Annotated in this window: 18 protein-coding genes and 1 other RNA gene; 5 read left to right on the forward strand and 14 right to left on the reverse strand. The window is 54.7% G+C overall.

What is annotated here, in order from left to right:
* Positions 1 to 204: 204 nt before the first annotated feature.
* The 8 genes from G544_RS0116215 to G544_RS0116250 all read right to left on the reverse strand — a co-directional run bounded on the left by G544_RS0116215 (position 205) and on the right by G544_RS0116250 (position 11,252).
* Positions 205 to 1,623 carry an alanine/glycine:cation symporter family protein gene (locus G544_RS0116215; RefSeq protein ID WP_027275571.1) on the reverse strand — a complete coding sequence of 473 codons (1,419 nt, stop codon included), beginning with the start codon at positions 1,621 to 1,623 and terminating at the stop codon, positions 205 to 207.
* A gap of 459 nt (positions 1,624 to 2,082) precedes the next feature.
* Positions 2,083 to 4,959 (reverse strand): aminomethyl-transferring glycine dehydrogenase, encoded by a 2,877-nt coding sequence (gene gcvP, locus G544_RS0116220; RefSeq protein WP_027275572.1) that lies wholly within the window; start codon positions 4,957 to 4,959, stop codon positions 2,083 to 2,085.
* Between the two features lie 26 nt (positions 4,960 to 4,985).
* Entirely contained in the window at positions 4,986 to 5,375 is a 390-nt protein-coding gene (gene gcvH / locus G544_RS0116225; RefSeq protein ID WP_027275573.1) for a glycine cleavage system protein GcvH, read from the reverse strand.
* A gap of 76 nt (positions 5,376 to 5,451) precedes the next feature.
* A complete protein-coding gene (gcvT, locus tag G544_RS0116230; protein ID WP_027275574.1) occupies positions 5,452 to 6,546 on the reverse strand; it encodes a glycine cleavage system aminomethyltransferase GcvT in 1,095 nt (364 codons plus the stop codon).
* Positions 6,547 to 6,925: 379 nt separating this feature from the next.
* Positions 6,926 to 8,134, reverse strand: coding sequence for an FAD-dependent 2-octaprenylphenol hydroxylase (gene ubiI / locus G544_RS0116235; RefSeq protein WP_027275575.1), 1,209 nt, complete (start codon positions 8,132 to 8,134; stop codon positions 6,926 to 6,928).
* Positions 8,135 to 8,145: 11 nt separating this feature from the next.
* Positions 8,146 to 9,327, reverse strand: a complete 1,182-nt coding sequence (gene ubiH / locus G544_RS0116240) for a 2-octaprenyl-6-methoxyphenyl hydroxylase (RefSeq protein WP_027275576.1) — start codon at positions 9,325 to 9,327, stop codon at positions 8,146 to 8,148.
* Positions 9,324 to 10,640 carry a Xaa-Pro aminopeptidase gene (gene pepP, locus G544_RS0116245; RefSeq protein ID WP_027275577.1) on the reverse strand — a complete coding sequence of 439 codons (1,317 nt, stop codon included), beginning with the start codon at positions 10,638 to 10,640 and terminating at the stop codon, positions 9,324 to 9,326. The genes ubiH and pepP overlap by 4 nt, the downstream gene beginning before the upstream one ends.
* A 36-nt stretch (positions 10,641 to 10,676) precedes the next feature.
* A complete protein-coding gene (locus G544_RS0116250; protein ID WP_027275578.1) occupies positions 10,677 to 11,252 on the reverse strand; it encodes a YecA/YgfB family protein in 576 nt (191 codons plus the stop codon).
* 334 nt (positions 11,253 to 11,586) lie between these two features.
* On the opposite strand from G544_RS0116250, the gene zapA reads away from it, so the two are divergent.
* From zapA to G544_RS0116260, 3 genes are all read left to right on the forward strand, one after another.
* On the forward strand, positions 11,587 to 11,916 hold the full coding sequence (zapA, locus tag G544_RS0116255; RefSeq protein WP_027275579.1) for a cell division protein ZapA: 330 nt from the start codon (positions 11,587 to 11,589) through the stop codon (positions 11,914 to 11,916).
* Between the two features lie 92 nt (positions 11,917 to 12,008).
* A non-coding RNA gene (gene ssrS, locus G544_RS21835) (6S RNA) lies at positions 12,009 to 12,191 on the forward strand.
* A gap of 39 nt (positions 12,192 to 12,230) precedes the next feature.
* Positions 12,231 to 12,821 carry a 5-formyltetrahydrofolate cyclo-ligase gene (locus tag G544_RS0116260; RefSeq protein WP_027275580.1) on the forward strand — a complete coding sequence of 197 codons (591 nt, stop codon included), beginning with the start codon at positions 12,231 to 12,233 and terminating at the stop codon, positions 12,819 to 12,821.
* On the opposite strand, the gene G544_RS0116265 is transcribed toward G544_RS0116260, so the two are convergent.
* The 3 genes from G544_RS0116265 to rpiA all read right to left on the reverse strand — a co-directional run bounded on the left by G544_RS0116265 (position 12,816) and on the right by rpiA (position 15,733).
* Positions 12,816 to 13,484, reverse strand: a complete 669-nt coding sequence (locus G544_RS0116265; RefSeq protein ID WP_036024361.1) for a hypothetical protein — start codon at positions 13,482 to 13,484, stop codon at positions 12,816 to 12,818. The two genes, G544_RS0116260 and G544_RS0116265, sit on opposite strands and share 6 nt — an antisense overlap.
* A gap of 60 nt (positions 13,485 to 13,544) precedes the next feature.
* Positions 13,545 to 14,777, reverse strand: a complete 1,233-nt coding sequence (gene serA, locus G544_RS0116270; RefSeq protein WP_027275582.1) for a phosphoglycerate dehydrogenase — start codon at positions 14,775 to 14,777, stop codon at positions 13,545 to 13,547.
* A 296-nt stretch (positions 14,778 to 15,073) separates the two neighbouring features.
* A complete protein-coding gene (gene rpiA, locus G544_RS0116275; protein ID WP_027275583.1) occupies positions 15,074 to 15,733 on the reverse strand; it encodes a ribose-5-phosphate isomerase RpiA in 660 nt (219 codons plus the stop codon).
* A 295-nt stretch (positions 15,734 to 16,028) separates the two neighbouring features.
* Between rpiA and G544_RS0116280 the strand changes: the two genes are divergently transcribed.
* Positions 16,029 to 16,922: a LysR family transcriptional regulator ArgP gene (locus G544_RS0116280; protein WP_027275584.1), complete on the forward strand. Its 894-nt coding sequence runs from the start codon at positions 16,029 to 16,031 to the stop codon at positions 16,920 to 16,922.
* Positions 16,923 to 16,931: 9 nt separating this feature from the next.
* Here the strand turns inward: G544_RS0116280 and G544_RS0116285 are convergent, their stop codons facing one another.
* The 3 genes from G544_RS0116285 to mscS all read right to left on the reverse strand — a co-directional run bounded on the left by G544_RS0116285 (position 16,932) and on the right by mscS (position 19,401).
* Entirely contained in the window at positions 16,932 to 17,675 is a 744-nt protein-coding gene (locus G544_RS0116285; protein ID WP_027275585.1) for an oxidative stress defense protein, read from the reverse strand.
* A 100-nt stretch (positions 17,676 to 17,775) separates the two neighbouring features.
* Positions 17,776 to 18,399 (reverse strand): arginine exporter ArgO, encoded by a 624-nt coding sequence (gene argO / locus G544_RS0116290; protein WP_027275586.1) that lies wholly within the window; start codon positions 18,397 to 18,399, stop codon positions 17,776 to 17,778.
* A 147-nt stretch (positions 18,400 to 18,546) separates the two neighbouring features.
* On the reverse strand, positions 18,547 to 19,401 hold the full coding sequence (mscS, locus tag G544_RS0116295) for a small-conductance mechanosensitive channel MscS (RefSeq protein WP_027275587.1): 855 nt from the start codon (positions 19,399 to 19,401) through the stop codon (positions 18,547 to 18,549).
* Between the two features lie 397 nt (positions 19,402 to 19,798).
* On the opposite strand from mscS, the gene G544_RS0116300 reads away from it, so the two are divergent.
* Entirely contained in the window at positions 19,799 to 21,025 is a 1,227-nt protein-coding gene (locus tag G544_RS0116300; protein WP_027275588.1) for a hypothetical protein, read from the forward strand.
* Positions 21,026 to 21,028 lie beyond the last annotated feature (3 nt).

Raw genomic sequence — 21,028 nt, forward strand, 5'->3', positions numbered from 1 at the left:
ATGCCCCTCAAGCCGGAAGAAAAACGACGGTCGCAACAGCGGCCGACGCGCAGGAAACGAATGCCAGCTTATATGAGAATTATTTCAGTGTACACATGTAAGCTGAAATTTTTATGTAAAAATGGGAAAAGGATTGCACAACAAGAAGAAAGCAAAAGCCTCGGATCCCGAGGCTTTTGAAAATGCGGCTAAAATAACGTTCGACTACCGACCAGACTCCAATTCCGCATCCGGCACTCTGGAGCCAAACCCTGCCGCTTTTCCTACCCGGATAACGACAGGAGACAGCAGCAGCAGCGCCGCCAGGTTGGGAAGCACCATCAGGCCGTTGAACATATCCGCCATTTTCCATACCAGCTCGACCTTAAACAGCGACGCGATGAAGATAAAGCAGACCACCATCAGCTGATAGACGCGTACGGCAGACGTAGACTGGAACAGATAGCGCACGTTGTTTTCCGCGTAGTAGTACCAGCCAATAATGGTGGTAAACGCGAAGAAGAACAGCGAAGCGGAGATAAACAGGCTGCCAAAGTGGCCGAAGATGTAGACATATGCCTGCTGGGTCACCGTGATGCCCTGGCCGTGGAAAATGCTCAGGAAGGAGTCGCCAATGCGGCCACCAGCATCCCATTCCTTCATGCCAGAGGTAATAATCACCAGCGCCGTCAGCGTAACGATAAGGCACACGACGAAGACCCCCATCATGGCGATAAAACCCTGCTGCTCAGGCCTGGCTACGCGGGCTACGGCGTGCGCATGGGGCGTCGACCCCATGCCGGCCTCGTTAGCAAACAGGCCGCGGGCAATACCAAAACGCATCGCCTGCTGGATACCGATACCCACGCCGCCGCCGACCACGGCCTGAGGATTAAACGCGGCGACAAAGATAGATTTAAACGCCGGCAGCACGTACTCATAGTTAATCGCCAGAATGGCGAACGCGCCAATCAGGTACAGGCAGGCCATAACCGGCACCACCTTCTCGCTGAATGAAGCAATGCTGCGAATGCCCCCAATCACCACTACGCCGGCAATGACCGCCATCACGACGCCCATTACCCAGGAGGGCACGCCCAGCGAGCTGTTAAACGCAGAAGCGATCGCGTTTGACTGCACCATATTGCCGATAAAGCCCAGAGCAAAGATAATAAGCACCGCAAACACGCAGGCCAGCCACTTGCACTTGAGCCCCTGCTCTATGTAGTAAGCCGGGCCGCCGACGACCTGACCGTTTTTATCTTTAGTTTTAAACTTCTGAGCCAGAATGGCTTCTGCATAGATGGTGGACATCCCCAGAAAAGAGGAAACCCACATCCAGAAAATCGCGCCCGGACCGCCGGCGAGAATGGCGGTCGCCGGCCCGGCCAGGTTACCGGTACCTACTTGGCCAGCAATGGCCGTCGCCACCGCCTGAAAGGAACTCATCCCGCTTTTATCCGCCTTTTTCCCCTGCAGGGACATACCGCCGAACAGCTCTTTAAGACCGCTGCCGAAGTGGCGAACCTGAATAAAGCCCAGGCGGACGGTAAAGTAGATCCCGGTTCCACATAGTAAGAAAATTAATACGTGATCCCAGAGCAGGCTATTAACAAAATCGACCAGCTGTTCCAGTAGTTCCATACCTTAAGTTCTCTATAGTTATTCGCGTTTGCTTTTCACAACCGCATTATTTTTATTTGCGGATAAATTATTAATTATTGAATAACGGTTCGACGCGCAGCCACTTATTCATTCGCCTCTCATTCGGCAAAGGGAAACGACCTCAACGAGCCAAAGGCGCACAGAGTCATAGTAATAAATGAATATATAAGAGGGCGATGTCGTACCGAGATCGGGAATATAGCATCAACAAAATGCCCTTGGATACGGCGTTTAGACGAATTACGGGATACTGTACATATACCCATAAATTTTTCTCATGCGTAAACGGAGGGCTTTATCGGGGCGCTTTCTCTATAGCGCTCGGCCGGGCTGTCGTTTGTCATAAAGCGCGGGTTGGAGGCGGTTAAATTTTACCAACAGAAAAAATATGATGGCGATCCCATTACGGATCGCCATTTTATGATTAAACGCTGAGGTTTATTGGTATTCAGATATCGGCACGCAGGAGCAAAATAAATTCCTGTCGCCGTAGACGTCATCCAGCCGCTTAACCGTCGGCCAGTACTTGTTGTCCAGCGCGGCCAGAGACGGAAAAACCGCCTGCTCTCGACTATAGGGATGCGGCCACTCGCAAACCAGCTCTTCCTGTACGTGCGGCGCGTTGACCAGCGGGTTGTCATCCAGCGGCCATTCGCCGTCCTGAACGCGACGAATTTCCTCACGGATGGCCAGCATCGCCTCAATAAAGCGGTCAAGCTCGACCTTACTCTCCGACTCCGTCGGTTCCACCATCAGCGTACCGGCGACGGGGAAAGACATGGTTGGCGCATGGAATCCGTAGTCAATCAGCCGCTTGGCGATATCCATTTCCGTAATGCCGCTTTCCTCTTTCAGCGGGCGAATGTCCAGAATGCACTCGTGAGCCACCAGCCCGTCGTTGCCTGAATAGAGCACCGGATAGGCGTCCTTCAGGCGTCTGGCTACGTAGTTGGCGTTTAAAATCGCCACCTGGCTGGCCGCTTTCAGCCCTTCTGCGCCCATCATGTGAATGTACATCCAGCTGATGGGAAGAATAGAAGCGCTGCCAAAGGGAGCCGCCGATACGGCGCCTAACCGGGAGACGCCCTCTGGTTGCACCACGCTGTGGCCGGGGAGATAGGGGGCAAGATGCTTCTTCACGCCAATGGGCCCCATGCCCGGGCCGCCGCCGCCGTGAGGGATGCTGAACGTTTTATGCAAGTTGAGGTGAGATACGTCCGCACCGATATAGCCGGGCGTAGTGATCCCCACCTGCGCGTTCATGTTGGCGCCATCGAGATATACCTGACCGCCGAACTCATGGACAATCCGGCACACTTCTCGGATCGTCTCTTCATAAACGCCGTGAGTCGAGGGATAGGTCACCATGATGCAGGACAGCGCTTTACCGTGCTGAGACGCCTTTTCCCGCAGGTCCGCCAAATCAATGTTGCCCTGCTTATCGCAGGCTACGACTACCACCGTCATCCCCGCCATCTGCGCCGAGGCAGGGTTAGTGCCGTGCGCGGAACTTGGAATGAGGCAAACGTGACGATGCCCTTCACCGCGGGCGGCATGGTAGCGGCGAATGGTCAGAAGCCCCGCATACTCGCCCTGCGCGCCGGAGTTTGGCTGCATGCACACGGCGTCATAGCCGGTAATAAGCGCCAACCACTGGGAAAGCTGGTTCAGCATGATGTGATACCCCTGCGCCTGCTCCGGCGGGCAGAACGGGTGCAGCTCGGCGAACTCAGGCCAGGTAATCGGGATCATTTCCGCCGCCGCATTCAGCTTCATAGTGCAAGAACCCAGCGGGATCATGGCCTGATCCAGCGCCAAATCCTTACGCGCCAGGCGGTGCAGGTAGCGCATCATCTCCGTTTCGCTGTGATAGCGATTGAAAACCGGATGGGTCAGAATGGGGTTCTGACGCAGCGCTGACGCCGGCATCGAACGGCTTTGCGCCATGCACCGTGCGTCAAGCGCGTCGATATCCAGCGCACGGCTGTCGCCGATCAGCACGTCAAACAGCGTATTGACGTCGTCCAGCGTTGTGGTTTCGTCCAGCGTAATGCCCACCGCGCCGTGCAGATCGGCGCGCAGGTTAACGCCGAAGCTTAGCGCGCGCGTAAGCAGCGCCTCTTTGTCCTCGACCTCTACGCACAGCGTGTCAAACCAGGTGTCGTAGCGAAGCTTCAGTCCCTTTTGCTTGAGGCCTTCGGCCAGGATGTCCGCCAGGCGGTGAATGCGTAAAGCGATACGCTTAAGCCCCTCAGGGCCGTGATATACGGCGTAGAATCCCGCCATATTGGCCAGCAGCACCTGAGACGTACAGATATTTGAGTTAGCCTTCTCCCGGCGAATGTGCTGCTCTCGGGTTTGCATCGCCATGCGCAGCGCCGTTTTGCCTGCCGCATCGCGGGATACGCCGATGATCCGTCCCGGCATTGAGCGTTTGAATTCATCCCGGCAGGCGAAAAACGCGGCGTGAGGGCCGCCGTACCCCATAGGAACGCCAAAGCGCTGCGACGAGCCGAACGCGACGTCCACTCCGATGCTGCCGGGAGATTCCAACAGCACCAGCGACATAATGTCCGCCGCTATGCAGGTAATTACCCCGTCGGCCTTCAGTCGGCTAAAAATGCCTCGACAGTCGTTGATTTGCCCTTCGGTACCGGTCAGTTGAAACAGCGCGCCGAACAGGTCGTCCTGCTTTACCGCTTCCGCCATCGGCGCGACAACGACGTTAAAGCCGAAGGTTTCCGCGCGCGTTTTTACGACGTCAACGGTCTGCGGATGCACGTCGTCAGCGACAAAGAAGGTATTCGCCCCTTTGCGCTTGGCTGCCCTCTTGGCCATCGCCATCGCCTCTGCCGCGGCGGTCGCTTCATCCAGCAGCGACGCCGAAGCCAGATCCAGCCCGGTTAAATCCTGAGTCATCTGCTGAAAGTTTAGCAGCGCCTCCAACCGGCCCTGCGAGACTTCCGGCTGGTAAGGCGTATAGGCGGTATACCAACCCGGATTTTCCAGCACGTTGCGCAAAATAACCGGAGGCGTGAACGTCGGGCAGTAGCCCATGCCGATGTAGGACTTATAGCGCTGATTTTGGGCGGCGATAGCCTTTAGCTCCGCCAGCGCCTGGTGTTCGGTCATGGCGTCGCCGGTTGCGGGCGGATGAGGAAGCTGAATGTCTGCCGGCACAATTTTGCCGATAAGTTCATCAAGGCTGCCCGCGCCGACGGCTTCCAGCATTTGTCGACGTTCTTTTGAAGAGGGCCCAATGTGGCGTTCAATGAATGACTCACCGTAATCAAGCTGTCTAATTGTTTGATTCATTGCATAACCTTCCAGAGTAAGGGGCCCTATTCGTCTTCAAGCGTGGACTGATAGCCCTGCGCGTCCAGCAGCTCGTTGATTTCGCTTACGTTGCTGGCCTTAATGCGAAACAGCCAGCCGCCCTCATAGGGTTCGCTGTTCACTAACTCTGGCGATAACTCCAGTTCGCCGTTCACTTCAACTATTTCGCCGCTTATAGGCGCATAAATATCGGACGCGGCCTTCACTGATTCAGCGACCGCGCACTCTTCGCCGACGGAAACTTCCCTGCCCACCTCCGGCAGTTCAACAAACACCATGTCCCCCAGAAGGTGCTGCGCATGGTCGGTAATTCCCACGCAATAAACGCCATCCTGTTCTTCACGAATCCACTCGTGAGACGTCGCATACTTCAGCTCAGCAGGTACATTACTCATGTCGTTCTCCGTTATTTAAGGTCCACTATTTAAAGTTCAACGCTCCACGCGTTCATGGGTGATTCAGGGTTAATAATTACAATATAGATTTGCCGTGGCGGACAAAGCCCGGTTTCACGACCCGCACCGGCATCTCACGGCTGCGGATGGGAACAATCGCCGACTCTCCGATGGACGAGGGCACGCGCGCCAAAGCGATGCTGTAGCCTAGCGTCGGCGAAAACGTACCGCTGGTGATCACGCCTTCCTGAACGTTTCCCTGACCGTCGCCAAACGTCACCGGCAGGCCGGCGCGCAGAACGCCCTTTTCGGTCATTACCAGCCCAACCAGCTTCTCATGCTGACGCTCGCGTTGGGCCTCAAGGCTCGCTCGCCCGATAAAGTCGCGGGAGGCAGGCTCCCAGGCGATGGTCCATCCCATGTTCGCCGCCAGCGGAGAAACGCTTTCATCCATATCCTGCCCGTAAAGGTTCATGCCCGCTTCAAGACGCAGCGTATCGCGTGCGCCGAGGCCGCAGGGCGCAACGCCCTCTGCCATCAGCGCCTGCCAGCAGCCATCCAGCGCCTCAGTCGGCATCATCAGCTCATAGCCGTCTTCGCCGGTATAGCCGGTGGTCGCCACAAACAGGCTGCCGGCCTGAAGGCCAAAAAACGGCTTCATTCCGGCAACGGCGCTGCGCTGCTCCTCGGTCATGATTCGGGCGGCCTTTTCTTTAGCCTCAGGCCCCTGTACTGCGATCATGCCAAGATCGTCTCTTACCTGAACCTCCACGCCGTACGGGCGAGCGTGTTCGGTTATCCAGTCCAGGTCTTTTTCACGCGTGGCCGAATTGACGATAACGCGGAAATAGTCCTCCGCCAGAAAATAGACAATCAGATCGTCAATAACGCCGCCGGAGGCGTTCAACATCCCGCTGTAGAGCGCTTTCCCCGGCTGAGTCAGCCGAGCGACGTCGTTTGCCAACAGGTAACGTAAAAACTCACGCGTACGGGCGCCGTGCAGGTCGACTATCGTCATATGTGAAACGTCGAACATACCGGCATGCTTTCTAACCGCGTGGTGTTCATCAATTTGGGAACCGTAGTTGAGGGGCATCATCCAGCCGTGGAAATCGACCATGCGGGCGCCGCACGCCAGATGTCGTTGATACAGAGGGGTTTGCTTCGTCATGATATCCTCTTTTACCGTTTTAAACGCGCCAGCGGCCGTCGGAACCGCTGCGATGCGTGTAATGATATTTTGAAGAATTTGTTAATTATTATCGCAACATGTAAACAATTGCTATCATGCAGTACTTTTGCTGACCATACTGCGTTTTTCTGCACAGAAATCGCCATTGCCTTCGACAGGTAAAAATAGAAACGGCTATCCCATCGTGGTTAATCTATTGATAAAAAAGTTTTTAACCGCGATTTCGGATTAGAAAAAATAATGAATAAAGTTTGTAGGGATTAGAATTTTTCATCGCTGAACGCAGACTGGTTCGAACGGGGAGAGAAATGCCGCCCCGTTACGACGGGGCGGAGAAGTTTACACATGAGATATTGGGCTATTCTCCATTACGAAGCCACTCGGGTAGGTCATTAAGCCCCATTGCCTGATGAACCAAATGAGGCTTCACGCCCGGCAGGGTATCGGCCAGCTTCAGGCCGACGTCTCTAAGCAATTTCTTCGCCGGGTTATCGCCGTCAAACAGCGTTTTGAACCCCTGCATCGCGGCCAGCATAGCCGCCGCGCTGCGCTTACGGCTGCGCTCATAGCGCCGCAGGTAGAAGTAGTTGCCGAGATCTTTTCCTTCCTTCTGTAAGCGCTTTACTTCCGCTATCAGGCAGGCGGCGTCCATAAAGCCAAGATTGGCCCCTTGCCCCGCCAGCGGATGAACGGTGTGGGCGGCGTCGCCCACCAGCGCAAGCCGCTGAGCGGCAAAGCTCCTGGCATAGCGGGCCACGAGCGGGAACACTCTGCGCTCGCTGACGACGCGACAGCGGCCAAGCCGGTTGTCAAACGCAATGCCGAGCTGATGGTTGAACTGCTCGTCATCCAGCTCCTGCATCCGACGCGCCTTTTCCGGCGGCAGAGACCAGACGATGGAACAGAGGTTGCTTTTCCATAGCGGAAGAAACGCCAAAATACCGTCGGAATGAAACGCCTGACGCGCGCATCCGCCGTGCTCTTCGTCGGTTGAAACGGTAGCAACCAGGGCATGGTGACCGTAGTCGCGAAAGGTCAGTGGAATGTCCGCCTGTTTGCGCAACCAGGAGTCCGCGCCGTCGGCGCCGACCACCAGCCGCCCGCTCAGCATACGTCCGTCCTCAAGCGTAATAAACGCTTCATTTTCCCCCCAGGCGACCTGCTTAAGCCGGGCAGGAGCAAGAAGGCTCACGTCCGCCGCCGCCTTGGCCTTTTGCCACAGCGCGCCGTGGATCGCCGCATTCTCAATAATGTGCCCCAGATGGCTGTGACCTGAGTCTTCGGCGCGAAACGTAATGCGCCCAAAGCTGTCGCGATCCCAGACTTCCATGGTCGCATAAGGGCTAACGCGCCTGGCGACAACGTCTTGCCATACGCCGAGGCGAGAGAGATATCGCTCGCTGGCGGCGTTGATCGCTGAAACCCGAAGCGTCGGATCGGCCGGCAGTTCATCGTTCGGCACCTGATGTTCAATAACCGCGATCCTAAGCCCGCTGCCGCTCAGGCCGCAGGCTAGTGAAAGCCCCACCATGCCGCCGCCGGCAATAATAATGTCATAAGCATGCATAAACCGTTGCCCTATCGTTTAACCCAACCAAGGGTTCTGTATGCAAGGGGCAGCCTAAGCAGTTTGCAGCTGTCCATTGCGATTAAGCCCAGATTTCTCGCGACCGCTAAAGGCGCGTGGCGGTTGGCGAACAGGTGGACTAAACCATCCGTCAGCCCGATCGTCGCCTTTCTGTCCGACTCGCGGCGCAGGCGGTAGCGGCGCAGCGTACGATAGCCGCCAACGTCCTCTCCCTGTTTTGACGCTTCCACCAGCGTTTCAGCCAAAGAAATCACGTCGCGCAGCCCCAGATTAAAGCCCTGACCGGCGATGGGGTGCAGCGTTTGGGCGGCGTTGCCAACCAGCGCAAGCCGATGGCTCACTTCCTGACGCGCCGTTCTCAGTCGCAGCGGATAGCCGTGCCGCTCCCCGACCGACAAAATTTCGCCTAACCGCCAGCCAAACGCCGACTGTAGTTCACCAATAAAACGCCGCTCACTCCAAGCCATAGCCTCCTGGCGCCTTGATTCATCAATACACCAGACCAGAGACATTCGCCCCTTTGACATCGGCAGCAGCGCCAGCGGGCCCTGTGCGGTAAAGCGCTCAAACGCGCGGCCCTGATGAGGTTCTGCGGTGGTCACGTTGGCAATCAGCGCCGTCTGCCCGTAGTTTTCTTCATCCCACTCCACGCCCAGAGACGCCGCGACGGCGGAAAACGAGCCGTCTGCCGCAACCAGCAGCGAAGAGGCAATACGCTCGCCGTCGTTAAGCTCAACGGTGACCGAATTGCCATCGTGTTCGCTGGCAACCACCTTTGCCGGGCAGCGAAGCGTAACGTTAGGCGCATGTTCCAACAGGGAAAACAGCCGTCGGCCCGCTTCGTGCAGTTCAACCACCTGCCCCAGCGCAGACAGGCCGTAGTCGCTGGCGTTCAGGGTCGCCATCCCCCCGTGACCGCGATCGCTAACCTGCACCGTCTTTATCGGCGTCGCTTCGCGCGACAGCAAAGACCAGCACCCGATGCGTTCAAGCTGTTGACACGTACCCTGCGCCAGCGCGATAGCGCGGGCGTCAAAGCCGGGATGGGCCAGTTCATCGGGGCGCTGCGCTTCGATAAGCGTAACGGCGATACGGCCCTCGCCAAGCCGGGATAATGCCAGCGCCAACGTTGCGCCCGCCATTCCCCCACCGACGATCGTTACCGCATTCATCGACGGGCTCCGGCCATAAGAGCTTCGATATCGTCCGGCTCTTTCACTACGCCGGAGGTCAAAATTTCACTTCCCTGCTCGGTAATCAGCACGTTGTCCTCGATGCGCACGCCGATGCCGCGAAATTCAACGGGCACGTCAGCATCGGGCACAATATACAGGCCCGGTTCAACCGTCAGTACCATGCCCGGCTCCAGCAGGCGACCGCGATTAGAAGTGCCGTAGTCGCCCACGTCGTGAACGTCCAGGCCTAGCCAGTGGCTCAGGCCGTGCATGTAAAAACGCTGATGGGCCTTGTCCACTATCAGTTGTTCCACGTCCCCGGTCAGTACGCCGGCTTCAACCAGCCCGGTAAGCATGACCCGAATAACCTCTTCGTTCGCCTGACGGATGCTGTTTCCGGCCGTTAACAGCGACAGCGCTTTATATTGGGAAGCCAGCACGATGTCGTAAATCGTACGCTGGGCGGGCGTAAATTTGCCGCTGACGGGAAAGGTGCGCGTAATGTCGCCGGCGTAGCCCTGATACTCGCACCCGGCGTCAATCAGCACTAAATCCCCTTCTTTCAGCAGCGACTCGTTTTCCGTGTAGTGCAGAATGCAGGCGTTTTCTCCCGAGCCGACGATAGTGTTATAGGCCGGGTAGCGGGCGCCGTGGCGAGTAAACTCGTGGTGGATTTCGGCTTCAAGATGGTATTCATACATGCCCGGCCGACAGCGCTCCATGGCGCGGGTATGGGCCTTGGCGGTAATTTCCCCCGCCTTTCGCATAACGGCTATCTCTTCTTGAGACTTAAACAGGCGCATTTCATGCAGCCAAGGCCGCCAGTCCGTGACGGTCGCCGGCGCTTTCAGATTTTGACGAGCGCCCTTGCGCAGCTTTTCCAATGCGCTAAACACCGCCCGATCGGCAAAGTCGTACAGCCCTTGGGCGTGATAAACCACGTCCAATCCGTTTAGCAGCAGATGCAGCTGCTGAGGCATATCGTCCCACGGCAGCGCGCGATTGACGCCGAGCTTATCTAACGCCGCCTCTTGCCCCAGGCGGCGGCCGAACCAAACCTCGGCCGTCAGATCGCGAACGCGATTAAACAGAACGCTGTGGCTGTGAGACTCATCGCTTTTTATCAGCACCAGTGCCGCTTCCGGTTCGTTAAAGCCCGTCAGATACCAAAAGTCGCTATCTTGGCGAAACGGATATTCGGTGTCAGCGCTTCTGGTGCGCTCCGGCGCGGCAAAAACGATCGCCGCGCTGCCTGCCGCCATTTTAGCTAATAGCTTTTCACGGCGGCGCTGAAACTCAGGTAATGAAATAGTCACGTGTTTGCCCTTTCAACGTTCAATGTTTTTTCAATGCAGCGTCGGCTTGCCGTTTTGGGCCCCGGAGGCGGAAAGCTTGGCGAAATCGGTATGGCACAGCATCGCGGCCATTCGAACGTATTCCCGAATTTCCTCAAAGGAGAGTTCGAGCTCTTCGGCGTCGTCGTCCTCTTCGTAGCCGAGCTGCGCAATGTTACGCAAATCGGCAATCGCCTCACCGACTTCGCCCTTCGCCTGGCCAAGCTTCGGCTGCATCATGCCCAGCCCTAGCAGAAAGTGGTTTACCCAGCCGCCCAGCGCGTCGATGCGCTCGTAGATAGAGGCGTCGTCATCGGGGATAAGCATTTCAAAGCTAAAACCGTCCTCTTCCAACTCTTCCTTCGTCTCTTCGTAAAGCCCTTTCACCAAGTCGCCCAAAGGATAACCAAAGGCCAGACCGTCATTGGTCAGGTCGTGCACCATAACGACCCAACTGCCGTCGTTGCAGCCTCCGCACAGAAGGCCGCTCAGCAGGCCGTGCATCTCGGCGGCGGTCAACGCGACGTTTTGCTGCGCCAGTGCGGCATTGATAGACTGATAAGAGGGAAGTGAGTTTTCGGACGCCATTGCGTTTACCACCGTCAAAAAAGAATGAGTTACCGCTATGCTACCACCAACGTCATAATCGGGAAACTTGAGCCGTAGCGGGCGAGTGTTTGGTATAATCGCTATTGTTTGTTAAATTATAGCCGTCCGAGCGCATTGGCATTCGGGCTTATACTCTATGAATTTCAAGTTGCAGGAAGAGGGCAAGAGAGTGAATCCCAATGAGCTTACTCTAGTAAGTGATTCGGGTGAACGAACTCAGCCAACGCGCCTGCAGCTTGAAAAACGACGAGTATAGGCGTTTTTTCATTGGTTAGGCGCAGCGGGCGTTCCCCGCTCCCGGCAGGAAGGTAACATGTCAGCACAACCTGTAGATATACAGATTTTAGGTAAGTCTCTGCGGATCAACTGCCCGCAGGAACAGCGTGAAGCTCTCAGCCGGGCGGCGGCCGACCTTAACCAGCGCCTGTTGGACTTAAAAGAAAGAACCCGCGTCACGAACAGCGAACAGCTTATCCTCACCGCCGCGCTGAATATCAGCTATGAGCTGACTCAGGAAAAAGACAAAACGGATGAATACGCCAAGAGCATGGAAATGCGCATCCGCATGCTGCAGGATACAATTGAGCAAGCATTAGTCGAACAGAGTCAAATCTCTCAGCGCCGGAGTGCAAACTTCGAATAAATTCCCTATAATCATTTTAAGCCATTGCCAAGCGTTGAGAGGTTATGGCTAACTAAGGATTATAGAAAACGTGTTGTACGGGTTCTAAACAGAATTCTCTGAGGTGTGCGTTATCGGGCCAGTCCCCTGAGCCGATATTTCAAACCAAAAGAATGCGGGTCCTACCTTTTGTGAGCATGCCCGGTCCGTCCGGGAAGCCTGATAACGGTATATTCGCGTTCACCTTGAACCAAGGGTTCAAGGGTTACAGCCTGAGACGGCACCTCGGAGTTCCCCCTTCATCAGCGGTCTAACATCCCTGACGCTTATTATTCATGACGACGCCCTTTCCCCAACGCCAAACCTTGCGTAAAGAGATACGCCAGCGGCGCAATGCGCTTTCGCCAAGAGAGCAGCAGCTTGCGGCTCGCCGAGTTCATGAACGACTGTTTGAACATCCTCGCGTACGCGCCGCTAAACGCATTTCACTCTTTCTCTCTTTTGACGGTGAAATCAATACGCGGCCATTGATAGATACGCTCTGGCAGCAGGAAAAAGAGGTATACCTCCCCGTTCTTCATCCTTTCAGCAAAGGCCATCTGCTCTTTTTGCGCTATGAAAAAGACAGCGTCATGACTCATCATCCGTTCGGCATTCTGGAGCCCAGGCTCGACGTGCGCCGCGTGCTTCCCGTAAGCCAGCTGGACGTTATCGTCACGCCGATGGTCGCCTTTGACGCGCAGGGGAATCGGCTGGGCATGGGCGGCGGCTATTACGACCGCACGCTCAGAAACTGGCGCCAAGACGGCTCATATCCCATCGGCATCGCTCACGACTGCCAGCAGGTGGAGGAATTAACCCATGAGAGCTGGGACGTGCCGCTGCCGGAGATTTTGACGCCGTCCAGGCACTGGCGTTGGCTATAGCCTTATTTTCTGTAACCACTGACAGAAGGCGTCCTCGCTCGATTCATCATCCATACTTGAGGGATGTTTGATAATTTCCAGCGCGGTTTCCGGGATTGTAGTGTTAAAGGTATCCTGTACCCACAGCTGAAAGGCAAGATTGGGATGTATATACTCATAGGAGTCGGCCCGTTCATCATTGGGCGGCCAGGCAAAACACTCATCCCAGCAGATTTCATCATAGCCGATAGCAATCAAGCGTAGAAAATCGACCATATTGTCAGCCAACACGCAGCTTAAAAGCGAGCCGGAACCCGATCCCATATGGACAATTTTCAGTTCACCACTGTCGTCCAACCAAAGCGCAGCTTCTGAACCATCGCCTCCGGTACGAGCAAACACGCATAACCGATCAACGATCTCAGGATCGCGCTCACTTCTGCCAAACCATTGCTCTATCCCTTGATTCCTTGCACCTGTGAAAAGGACAATCGTTCCTCCTTCGCGCTCATCGTCGACACTCTCGAGCTCATCTACAGGGTATAAAAACCCTGACCGAAAGCCGCTTTCGTTATCAATAAACGTGCCTCGCTGCTCAATCCAGTCATAAAGCATCGCCAGCTCATCAGGGATCCAGAGCTTTTTCGGCAATATTTCTTTTAGCTGATCGTACAGTTTTCCCACTGTTCATCCTCCTTGAAAAAAATAAAGGCGACCATAGGTCGCCTTATCTGACTAATACGCTTAGAACAACAGCCTTGCCCTGACGGTGCCCTGAATTGACTTCATGTGCTCCAGCGCTTCGTCGGCGCGGTCGGTTTCCACGTCGATAACCACATAGCCAATTTCGTTGTTGGTTTGCAGGAACTGCGCGGCAATGTTGATGCCTTCCTCAGCGAAGATCTGGTTAATCTGGTTTAACACGCCCGGGCGGTTTTCGTGGATGTGCAGCAGGCGGCTGACGTGCTCCTGCGGCGCAGGCAGCGACACTTCGGGGAAGTTAACCGCCGAGAGCGTAGAACCATTGTCGGAGTATTTGGTCAGCTTACCGGCCACTTCCATACCGATGTTGGCCTGGGCTTCCTGCGTTGAACCGCCGATGTGCGGCGTCAACAGAACGTTGTCGAACGCACACAGCGGCGATTCAAACGGATCCGTATTGGTCGCAGGTTCCACCGGGAAGACGTCCAGCGCTGCGCCGGCCAGGTGCTTGCTCTCCAGCACGTCGCACAGGGCGGGAATATCCACTACCGTACCGCGCGAGGCGTTGATTAATATTGAGCCTGGCTTCATCATCGCCAGCTCCTTGGTGCCCATCATGTTCTTGGTGCTGGCCGTTTCCGGCACGTGCAGAGACACAACGTCGCTTCTGTTCAGCAGGTCGGACAGGTGGTGAACCTGCTGTGCGTTCCCCAGCGGCAGCTTGTTTTCGATGTCGTAGAACATCACGTTCATACCGATAGACTCGGCCAAAATGCCCAGCTGAGTGCCGATGTGGCCGTAGCCGATAATTCCCAGGTTCTTACCGCGCGCTTCAAAGCAACCGACCGCCAGCTTGCACCACTCGTTGCGATGCGCTTTCGCGTTCGCTTCCGGAATGCGGCGCAGCAGCAGCAGGATCTCGCCCAGCACCATTTCGGCAACGGAGCGCGTGTTGGAGAACGGCGCGTTGAATACCGGAACGCCGCGCTTGGCCGCTGCGGCCAGATCGACCTGGTTGGTGCCGATGCAGAAACAGCCGATAGCGACCAGCTTTTCCGCTGCGGACAGAATGTCCTCCGACAGGTGAGTACGTGAACGAATACCGACAAAGTGTGCGTCGCGAATGGCTTCTTTCAGCTCGTCATCGCTCAACGCGCCCTTATGATATTCGATATTGTGATAGCCCGCTGCGCGCAGGCTGTCTACGGCGCTCTGGTGTACGCCTTCGACCAGGAGAAACTTAATTCTCTCTTTTTCTAATGATACTTTGACCATTTCCTGAACTTTGCCCCATGATTTATTTTTTTATATAACTACTCTCGTCAACATATCAAAAATAGACGTTACGGCAACAGGAGCAAACGATTAACCATTCAGGATAAGAGGCGGAATAACCGGGGAGTTTAGACATATTTCACTAATAGACGCTGGAATATCTGAAAGAAACAACACAAATGAAACAACCGTGACGGATATCACCAAATTTAATTTTTTTTAGTTATATGAAATATATTTTACCTTACGCCCCGAGCACGGTCTGGCGCCGACTGCCCGGAACGTAAAATAAAGGTTTATTTTTCAATAACCTTAACGCCACCAGGCGTTCCGATAAGCGCGATATCCGCACCGCGATTAGCAAACAGCCCTACCGTCACTACGCCGGCAATGCCGTTGATACGATTTTCCAACTCAATCGGATCGACGATGCTCAGTCCGTGTACGTCTAGAATCACGTTGCCGTTATCGGTCACAATGCCCTGGCGATATACGGGGCGGCCGCCCAGCTTAACCAGCGCTCTGGCGACGTAAGAACGCGCCATCGGAATAACTTCCACCGGAAGCGGAAACGCGCCCAGCACGTCGACTTCCTTGGAGGCGTCAGCGATGCAGATAAAGCGATGAGCAATAGCAGCCACCACTTTTTCACGCGTCAGCGCCGCGCCCCCGCCTTTGATCATTTGCATATGGCCGTTAATCTCATCGGCGCCGTCGACGTAAATGTCCAATTCGTCGACCTCATTGCAGTCAAAAACCTCAATGCCCAACGCTTTCAGCTTCTCGGTGGAGGCGACTGAGCTGGACACCGCGCCCTTGATGTCGTATTTCATGGTGCCGAGCGCGTCAATAAAGTGCGCCGCCGTCGAGCCGGTACCGACGCCCACAATGGTTCCCGGGCGCACGTATTTAAGCGCCGCCCAGCCGACGGCCTTTTTCAATTCATCTTGCGTCATGGTGAAATCTACCTGCCTTGCCAAAAATGCAATTATTATATACAAAAAATCATTCAAGTTGCATCAAGGCGGCAAGCGAGGGAATCCCTAGGAGCTTACATAAGTAAGTGACTAGGGTGAGCGAGCGTAGCCAACGAAGAGGCAGCTTGAAGGATGACTTGTATAAAGTAACGGCGGCGCCAATACAGCCTAACCCTCAAGAAATGTACGGCGATAATAAAAGTATGGCATAGTGTCGGGTAGTAACTTTAAGCCGATTAGGCTGTGGCTTGGCTAAACGGAGAATACACTGGAAATGAAACGCCCAGACTATCGAGTGCTTCAGGCATTGGACGCGGTCATTCGCGAACGCGGCTTCGAGCGCGCGGCGCAAAAGCTATGCATTACGCAATCGGCCGTATCCCAGCGCATCAAGCAGTTGGAATACCTTTACGGCCAGCCGCTGCTAATCCGCACCGTCCCTCCCAAGCCGACCGAACAGGGGCAAAAGCTGCTGGCGCTGCTGCATCAGGTAGAGCTTTTAGAAGACGAGTGGCTTAACGACGAAGGCAGCGCAGATTCCCCGCTTCAGCTCGCGCTGGCGGTTAATGCCGACAGCCTGGCTACCTGGCTTTTACCCGCGCTTAAGCCGGTGCTTTCCGATTCTCCCATACGCCTTAATCTACAGGTTGAGGACGAAACCCGCACGCAGGAACGCCTGCGGCTAGGAGAAGTCGTCGGCGCCGTCAGTATTCAGCCACAGGCGCTGCCGCGCTGCCTAGTCGATCAATTAGGCGCGCTGGACTACATTTTCGTCGCCTCGCCGGAGTTTGCCGACCGCTATTTCCCCAACGGCGTCACTCGCAGCGCGCTGCAAAAGGCGCCTGCGGTAGCGTTCGATCACCTGGACGACATGCATCAGGCCTTTTTACAGCAAAACTTCGACCTGCCGCCGGGCAGCGTACCTTGCCATATCGTCAGCTCGTCAGAGGCGTTCGTTCAGCTCGCCAAGCAGGGAACCACCTGCTGTATGATCCCGCACCTGCAAATCGAAAGGGAGCTGGCTAACGGAGAACTAATGGACCTGACGCCCGGCCTGTGCCAGCGGCGCATGCTTTACTGGCATCGCTTTTCGCCGGAAAGCAAGATTATGAGGGAAGTGACTGACGCCCTTTTGGGATACGGGCGTCAGGTATTAAGGCAGGTTTAAGGTATTCGCCTAGTTGGCTTTCTGTTCGCGCTGGATGTCGAACACGACGTCTACGCTATCGCTAAAGCTGATGCTCTGCGGCTCGTAGCTCTCATCCGCGCTGGAAGAATAGGCCATCGTCTTAGCGCGATACTGCATGGCCGGGATCGCGCCGCTGCCGCTTACGCCACTAGTGTTATAGCGAACGCTGTACACTGGCCCCAGCTTCACGCCAAACTCTTTCGCCAGCGCATTGCCCTTCGCTATCGCATCCTCTACCGCCTTCTGGCGCGCTTCGGTGCGATAAGCGTCATCTTTTGAAACGCCCAGCTGAACGTCGTTGATTTCATTCAGCTCGTTGGCTAACGCCCCGTCCAACAGCGAGTTAAGCTTATCCAACTGGCGTACGGTGACTTTAACCTGACGGGTCGCGATATAGCCCTTAATCGTTCTTTTCGCGCTGCTGACGTAGCTGCCGTCGCCATATTCAATGCGGGTTTGAATATTGGCCGAGTCGATGTCAGCTTTAGCGATACCGCTCTTTTCCAAAAAGTCGATGTATTTCATTACGCGCTCATCGCTTTTTTTCTTGGCTTCCGCCGCGGACTTGTTCGATACGTTAACCTCAATAAACAGCGTCGCCATATCGGGTTTAGCCTTAACGATACTGTTGCCCGACGTCGCGATATGAGGACCATTTGGCAATTCCGCCGCCTGCATGGTCAAAGGCATGGCAGCAAAGGCCGCGGCAATGGCTAACGTTTTCAACTTCATGGTGTCTCCTTAAGCCCGTGTGTTCCGTTGAAGAGTGCATAACGACCGTATCATAGGATACCGAAACTGAATCACAACAAAATTTACACCATATTGACGTTTATGCCATAAGTCCTAATGCATGCCTGGCGAGCTGAAAGGCAATCACCCACATAACGATGCCAATACCGAAATTGATGACGCGCTGAGCCGAAGACTTCTGTAGCCACGGCGACATCCAGGCCGCCAGCAGCGCCAGAGAAAAGAACCAAACGACGGACGACGTTACCGCCCCCATAGCGAACCACAGGCGCAGTGAACCAAACTGCTCTCCCAGGCTGCCGAGCACCACCACCGTATCAATATAGACGTGGGGATTGAGCCAGGTCACGGCCAGCACCGTAGCAATAATGCGATAGCGGCTGCGAACCCCGTTTTCCTGAGTGCTAAAGGCTTCGCCGCCTGCGCGAAGCCCGTCTTTAAACGCGCCCCAGCCGTACCATATAAGAAACAGCACGCCGGCCCAGGTCACCAGTTGAAGCACCAGCGGCGACTGCGCCAACAGCGCACCGCCGCCAAAAACGCCGAGGGAAATCAATGCCGCATCGCTTAGCGCGCACATCCCCGCAACCATCACCGGATACTGCCTACGCATACCCTGTGACAATACAAACGCATTCTGGGGCCCTATGGGCAAGATCATCGCCATGCCCAACACGATGCCCTGAAAATAGGTCAACAGCACTTTACGCCTCGCTTATGAACCGTTTAATGACGCGATAGACTAACCGGCTGATTCAGCGCAGGGAAATGGATAATTCTAATTGCCCATTAGCGTAGCTTATAGGATGCGTTAATCGGGGACGTTCCCCGATTAACGGAGGATAGAAAGTTACTGACCGGCAGCGGGCGTACGAACGTGAACGTCCATCTGCGGGTAGGGAATGGAGATCTGATTGGCGTCCAGAGCGCGCTTGAAGCCTTCCATCAGGTCAAAGTAGACGTTGGCGAAGTCGCCATTTTTTACCCAAACCCGAACGACGAAGTTGAGAGAAGAAGCGGCCATTTCGTTGAGTCGGATAGTCACTCCCAGCGAGGTTAAAATACGGGAGTCTTTCTCCACCACCTCACCAAGCACCCGTTTTACGGCGTCGATATCCGCTTCATAGCCCACGCCGACGGTGATGTCTACGCGGCGGTTCGGATCGCGAGAAAAGTTGATAATCTCACTGGCGATCACTTTACTGTTCGGCACTACGACCATTTTACCGTCCACGGTATCCAGCGTAGTTGAGAATATATGGATGCTGGTTACCGTTCCGCTCACGGAGCCAAACGTAACAAACTCACCAGCGCGAAACGGCCGGAAGGTCACTAAAATAACGCCGGCGGCAAAGTTGGACAGCGATCCTTGCAGCGCTAAACCAACGGCTAAACCTGCCGCACCGAGAACTGCGATGACCGACGCGGTCTGCACGCCAACGTGGCTTAGGGCGGCTATTATGGTAAAGACGATAATAGCGTAGCGCGCCAAAGAAGCGACAAATTGGCTCACCGTCTTATCTACCGAACGCGCGTTCAAAACCCTCATGACCAGTCGATGCACGATCCGAGCAATGAAAAAGCCAATAAGGAGAATGATGAACGCAATAACAAGATTGATTGAATAGTCTATGAGCAGATTCTTATTGGCGGACAGCCAGACTTCAAACTGAGACAGCTGGCTGCTGACGTCAATATTTTCCATAGCGAGTTGCTCCTCTTAACAGAGTGAAACGGAACAAAAATAGTAAACGAAGTTTGCCGTTCGGATCGAATAATTATTCGAATAAATTCCTCCGTGAAAGCATTTCACTCTGAAAATAACGCAATACATTGTTTAATAATAAAAATAATATAATAAATTTCTACACCTCGTTATTATCCCTGCGTTCTGAAATGCTCAATTCTTCCTCAACCGTCCATTTTTATTGCCATATCCGTCACTCAAGCTTGACAGTCATATTAAGTTAGAAGTAGCTTTATACTCTGCTTTTCGCGCATGCGTCGGGCAATGATTGGAGTTATAAACCAAAATAAAACCAATTAATGAAATTAAATACTAAATAATACGATAATCTAAAACATATAAATGGAACTTCTCTATGTCGCAGATGTTAGCGCTTTTAATCATTGTTTTTATTCTTTACGTCGGTGACGCCGTCTCCGTCAGAACCAAGGCTTGGATCCCGTCCGTTTTTGTCTGCGCCGTACTGTTTCTCATCGGCTATTGGACCTTCTTTCCCAAAGACATTATCAGCGTCGCCGGCATCACTACGCCGGTCGCCGTAATGATGATGTATCTTTTGATCACCAACATGGGCACCCTGCTCTCAATGAAAGAGCTTGGGCGCCAGTGGAAAACGATCGTGATCTCGTTGGCCGGCATCGCGGGCATCATTGCCGCCGTGTTTGCCGTATGTATGGTTCTGTTCGATATGAACACGGCGATAGTCACTATCCCGCCGCTGGTTGGCGGCATCGTATCGTCGCTTATCATGTCTAAAGGCGCCGCCAATGCTGGGCTGGTCGATCTATCGGTATTCGCCATTCTTATCTACGTCATGCAGGGTTTTGCGGGCTATCCGCTCACTGCCATCATGCTTCAGCGCGAAGGCAAGCGGGTGTTGGCTAAATACCGAGCGGGAGAGTGGGAAGACGCCTCCCCGGCAGATGCCGCAGCCGACAAGCACGAAACGTCGACCGTTGCCGCTGAAGATAAAATGCCTCGCCTGTTTAGCCGCATTCCTTCACACTACAACACCAGCTACTTCAAGTTTCTGCGCCTGGCGGCAGTCTCACTGCTTGCCTATTTGGCCTCTACCGCCGTTGCGCCGATAGTCAGCATCAGCCCGTTCGTGCTGTGCCTGCTGTTTGGCGTTATCGCCTCTTCCCTGGGCTTCCTCGAAAGGCACCCGCTGCAAAAGGCTAACGGCTTTGGTTTCGCCGTGATGGTGCTGATGCTGTTTATCTTCGATACGCTCAACAAGGCGACGCCGGAGATGCTGATGCGCCTGCTGTTTCCGATGGTTGTGCTTATCGCTACCGCCGTCATCGGCATGTTTATCGTATCCTGGATCGTGGGCAAGATTTTAGGCATCAGCATGGAAATGGCGTTTGCCATTTCTTTGACGGCGCTGTACGGTTTCCCCGCGGACTACATTATTACCAACGAAGCCATCACCTCTTTAACCAGAGATGAGAAAGAACGTCAGGTACTAACTAACCACATGCTTGGCCCGATGCTGGTCGGCGGCTTTATTTCCGTCACCATGGTTTCCGTCGTGCTGGCAGGCATTATGGTTGGCTACATCACGCCTATCTCAGGATAAAAC

Origin of the sequence: Leminorella grimontii ATCC 33999 = DSM 5078 (assembly GCF_000439085.1) — a bacterium.
Taxonomy (GTDB): Bacteria; Pseudomonadota; Gammaproteobacteria; order Enterobacterales; family Enterobacteriaceae; genus Leminorella; species Leminorella grimontii.

What these genes read in the sequence shown, in the direction of transcription:
- zapA (WP_027275579.1), top strand. Translation starts at nt 11,587, where the DNA reads ATGTCAGCACAACCTGTAGATATACAGATTTTAGGTAAGTCTCTGCGG.
- gcvH (WP_027275573.1), bottom strand. Translation starts at nt 5,375, where the DNA reads ATGAGTAATGTACCTGCTGAGCTGAAGTATGCGACGTCTCACGAGTGG.
- G544_RS0116285 (WP_027275585.1), bottom strand. Translation starts at nt 17,675, where the DNA reads ATGAAGTTGAAAACGTTAGCCATTGCCGCGGCCTTTGCTGCCATGCCT.
- rpiA (WP_027275583.1), bottom strand. Translation starts at nt 15,733, where the DNA reads ATGACGCAAGATGAATTGAAAAAGGCCGTCGGCTGGGCGGCGCTTAAA.
- G544_RS0116280 (WP_027275584.1), top strand. Translation starts at nt 16,029, where the DNA reads ATGAAACGCCCAGACTATCGAGTGCTTCAGGCATTGGACGCGGTCATT.
- gcvT (WP_027275574.1), bottom strand. Translation starts at nt 6,546, where the DNA reads ATGACGAAGCAAACCCCTCTGTATCAACGACATCTGGCGTGCGGCGCC.
- mscS (WP_027275587.1), bottom strand. Translation starts at nt 19,401, where the DNA reads ATGGAAAATATTGACGTCAGCAGCCAGCTGTCTCAGTTTGAAGTCTGG.
- serA (WP_027275582.1), bottom strand. Translation starts at nt 14,777, where the DNA reads ATGGTCAAAGTATCATTAGAAAAAGAGAGAATTAAGTTTCTCCTGGTC.
- G544_RS0116250 (WP_027275578.1), bottom strand. Translation starts at nt 11,252, where the DNA reads ATGGCGTCCGAAAACTCACTTCCCTCTTATCAGTCTATCAATGCCGCA.
- gcvP (WP_027275572.1), bottom strand. Translation starts at nt 4,959, where the DNA reads ATGAATCAAACAATTAGACAGCTTGATTACGGTGAGTCATTCATTGAA.
- G544_RS0116215 (WP_027275571.1), bottom strand. Translation starts at nt 1,623, where the DNA reads ATGGAACTACTGGAACAGCTGGTCGATTTTGTTAATAGCCTGCTCTGG.
- ubiH (WP_027275576.1), bottom strand. Translation starts at nt 9,327, where the DNA reads ATGAATGCGGTAACGATCGTCGGTGGGGGAATGGCGGGCGCAACGTTG.
- ubiI (WP_027275575.1), bottom strand. Translation starts at nt 8,134, where the DNA reads ATGCATGCTTATGACATTATTATTGCCGGCGGCGGCATGGTGGGGCTT.
- G544_RS0116300 (WP_027275588.1), top strand. Translation starts at nt 19,799, where the DNA reads ATGTCGCAGATGTTAGCGCTTTTAATCATTGTTTTTATTCTTTACGTC.
- G544_RS0116260 (WP_027275580.1), top strand. Translation starts at nt 12,231, where the DNA reads ATGACGACGCCCTTTCCCCAACGCCAAACCTTGCGTAAAGAGATACGC.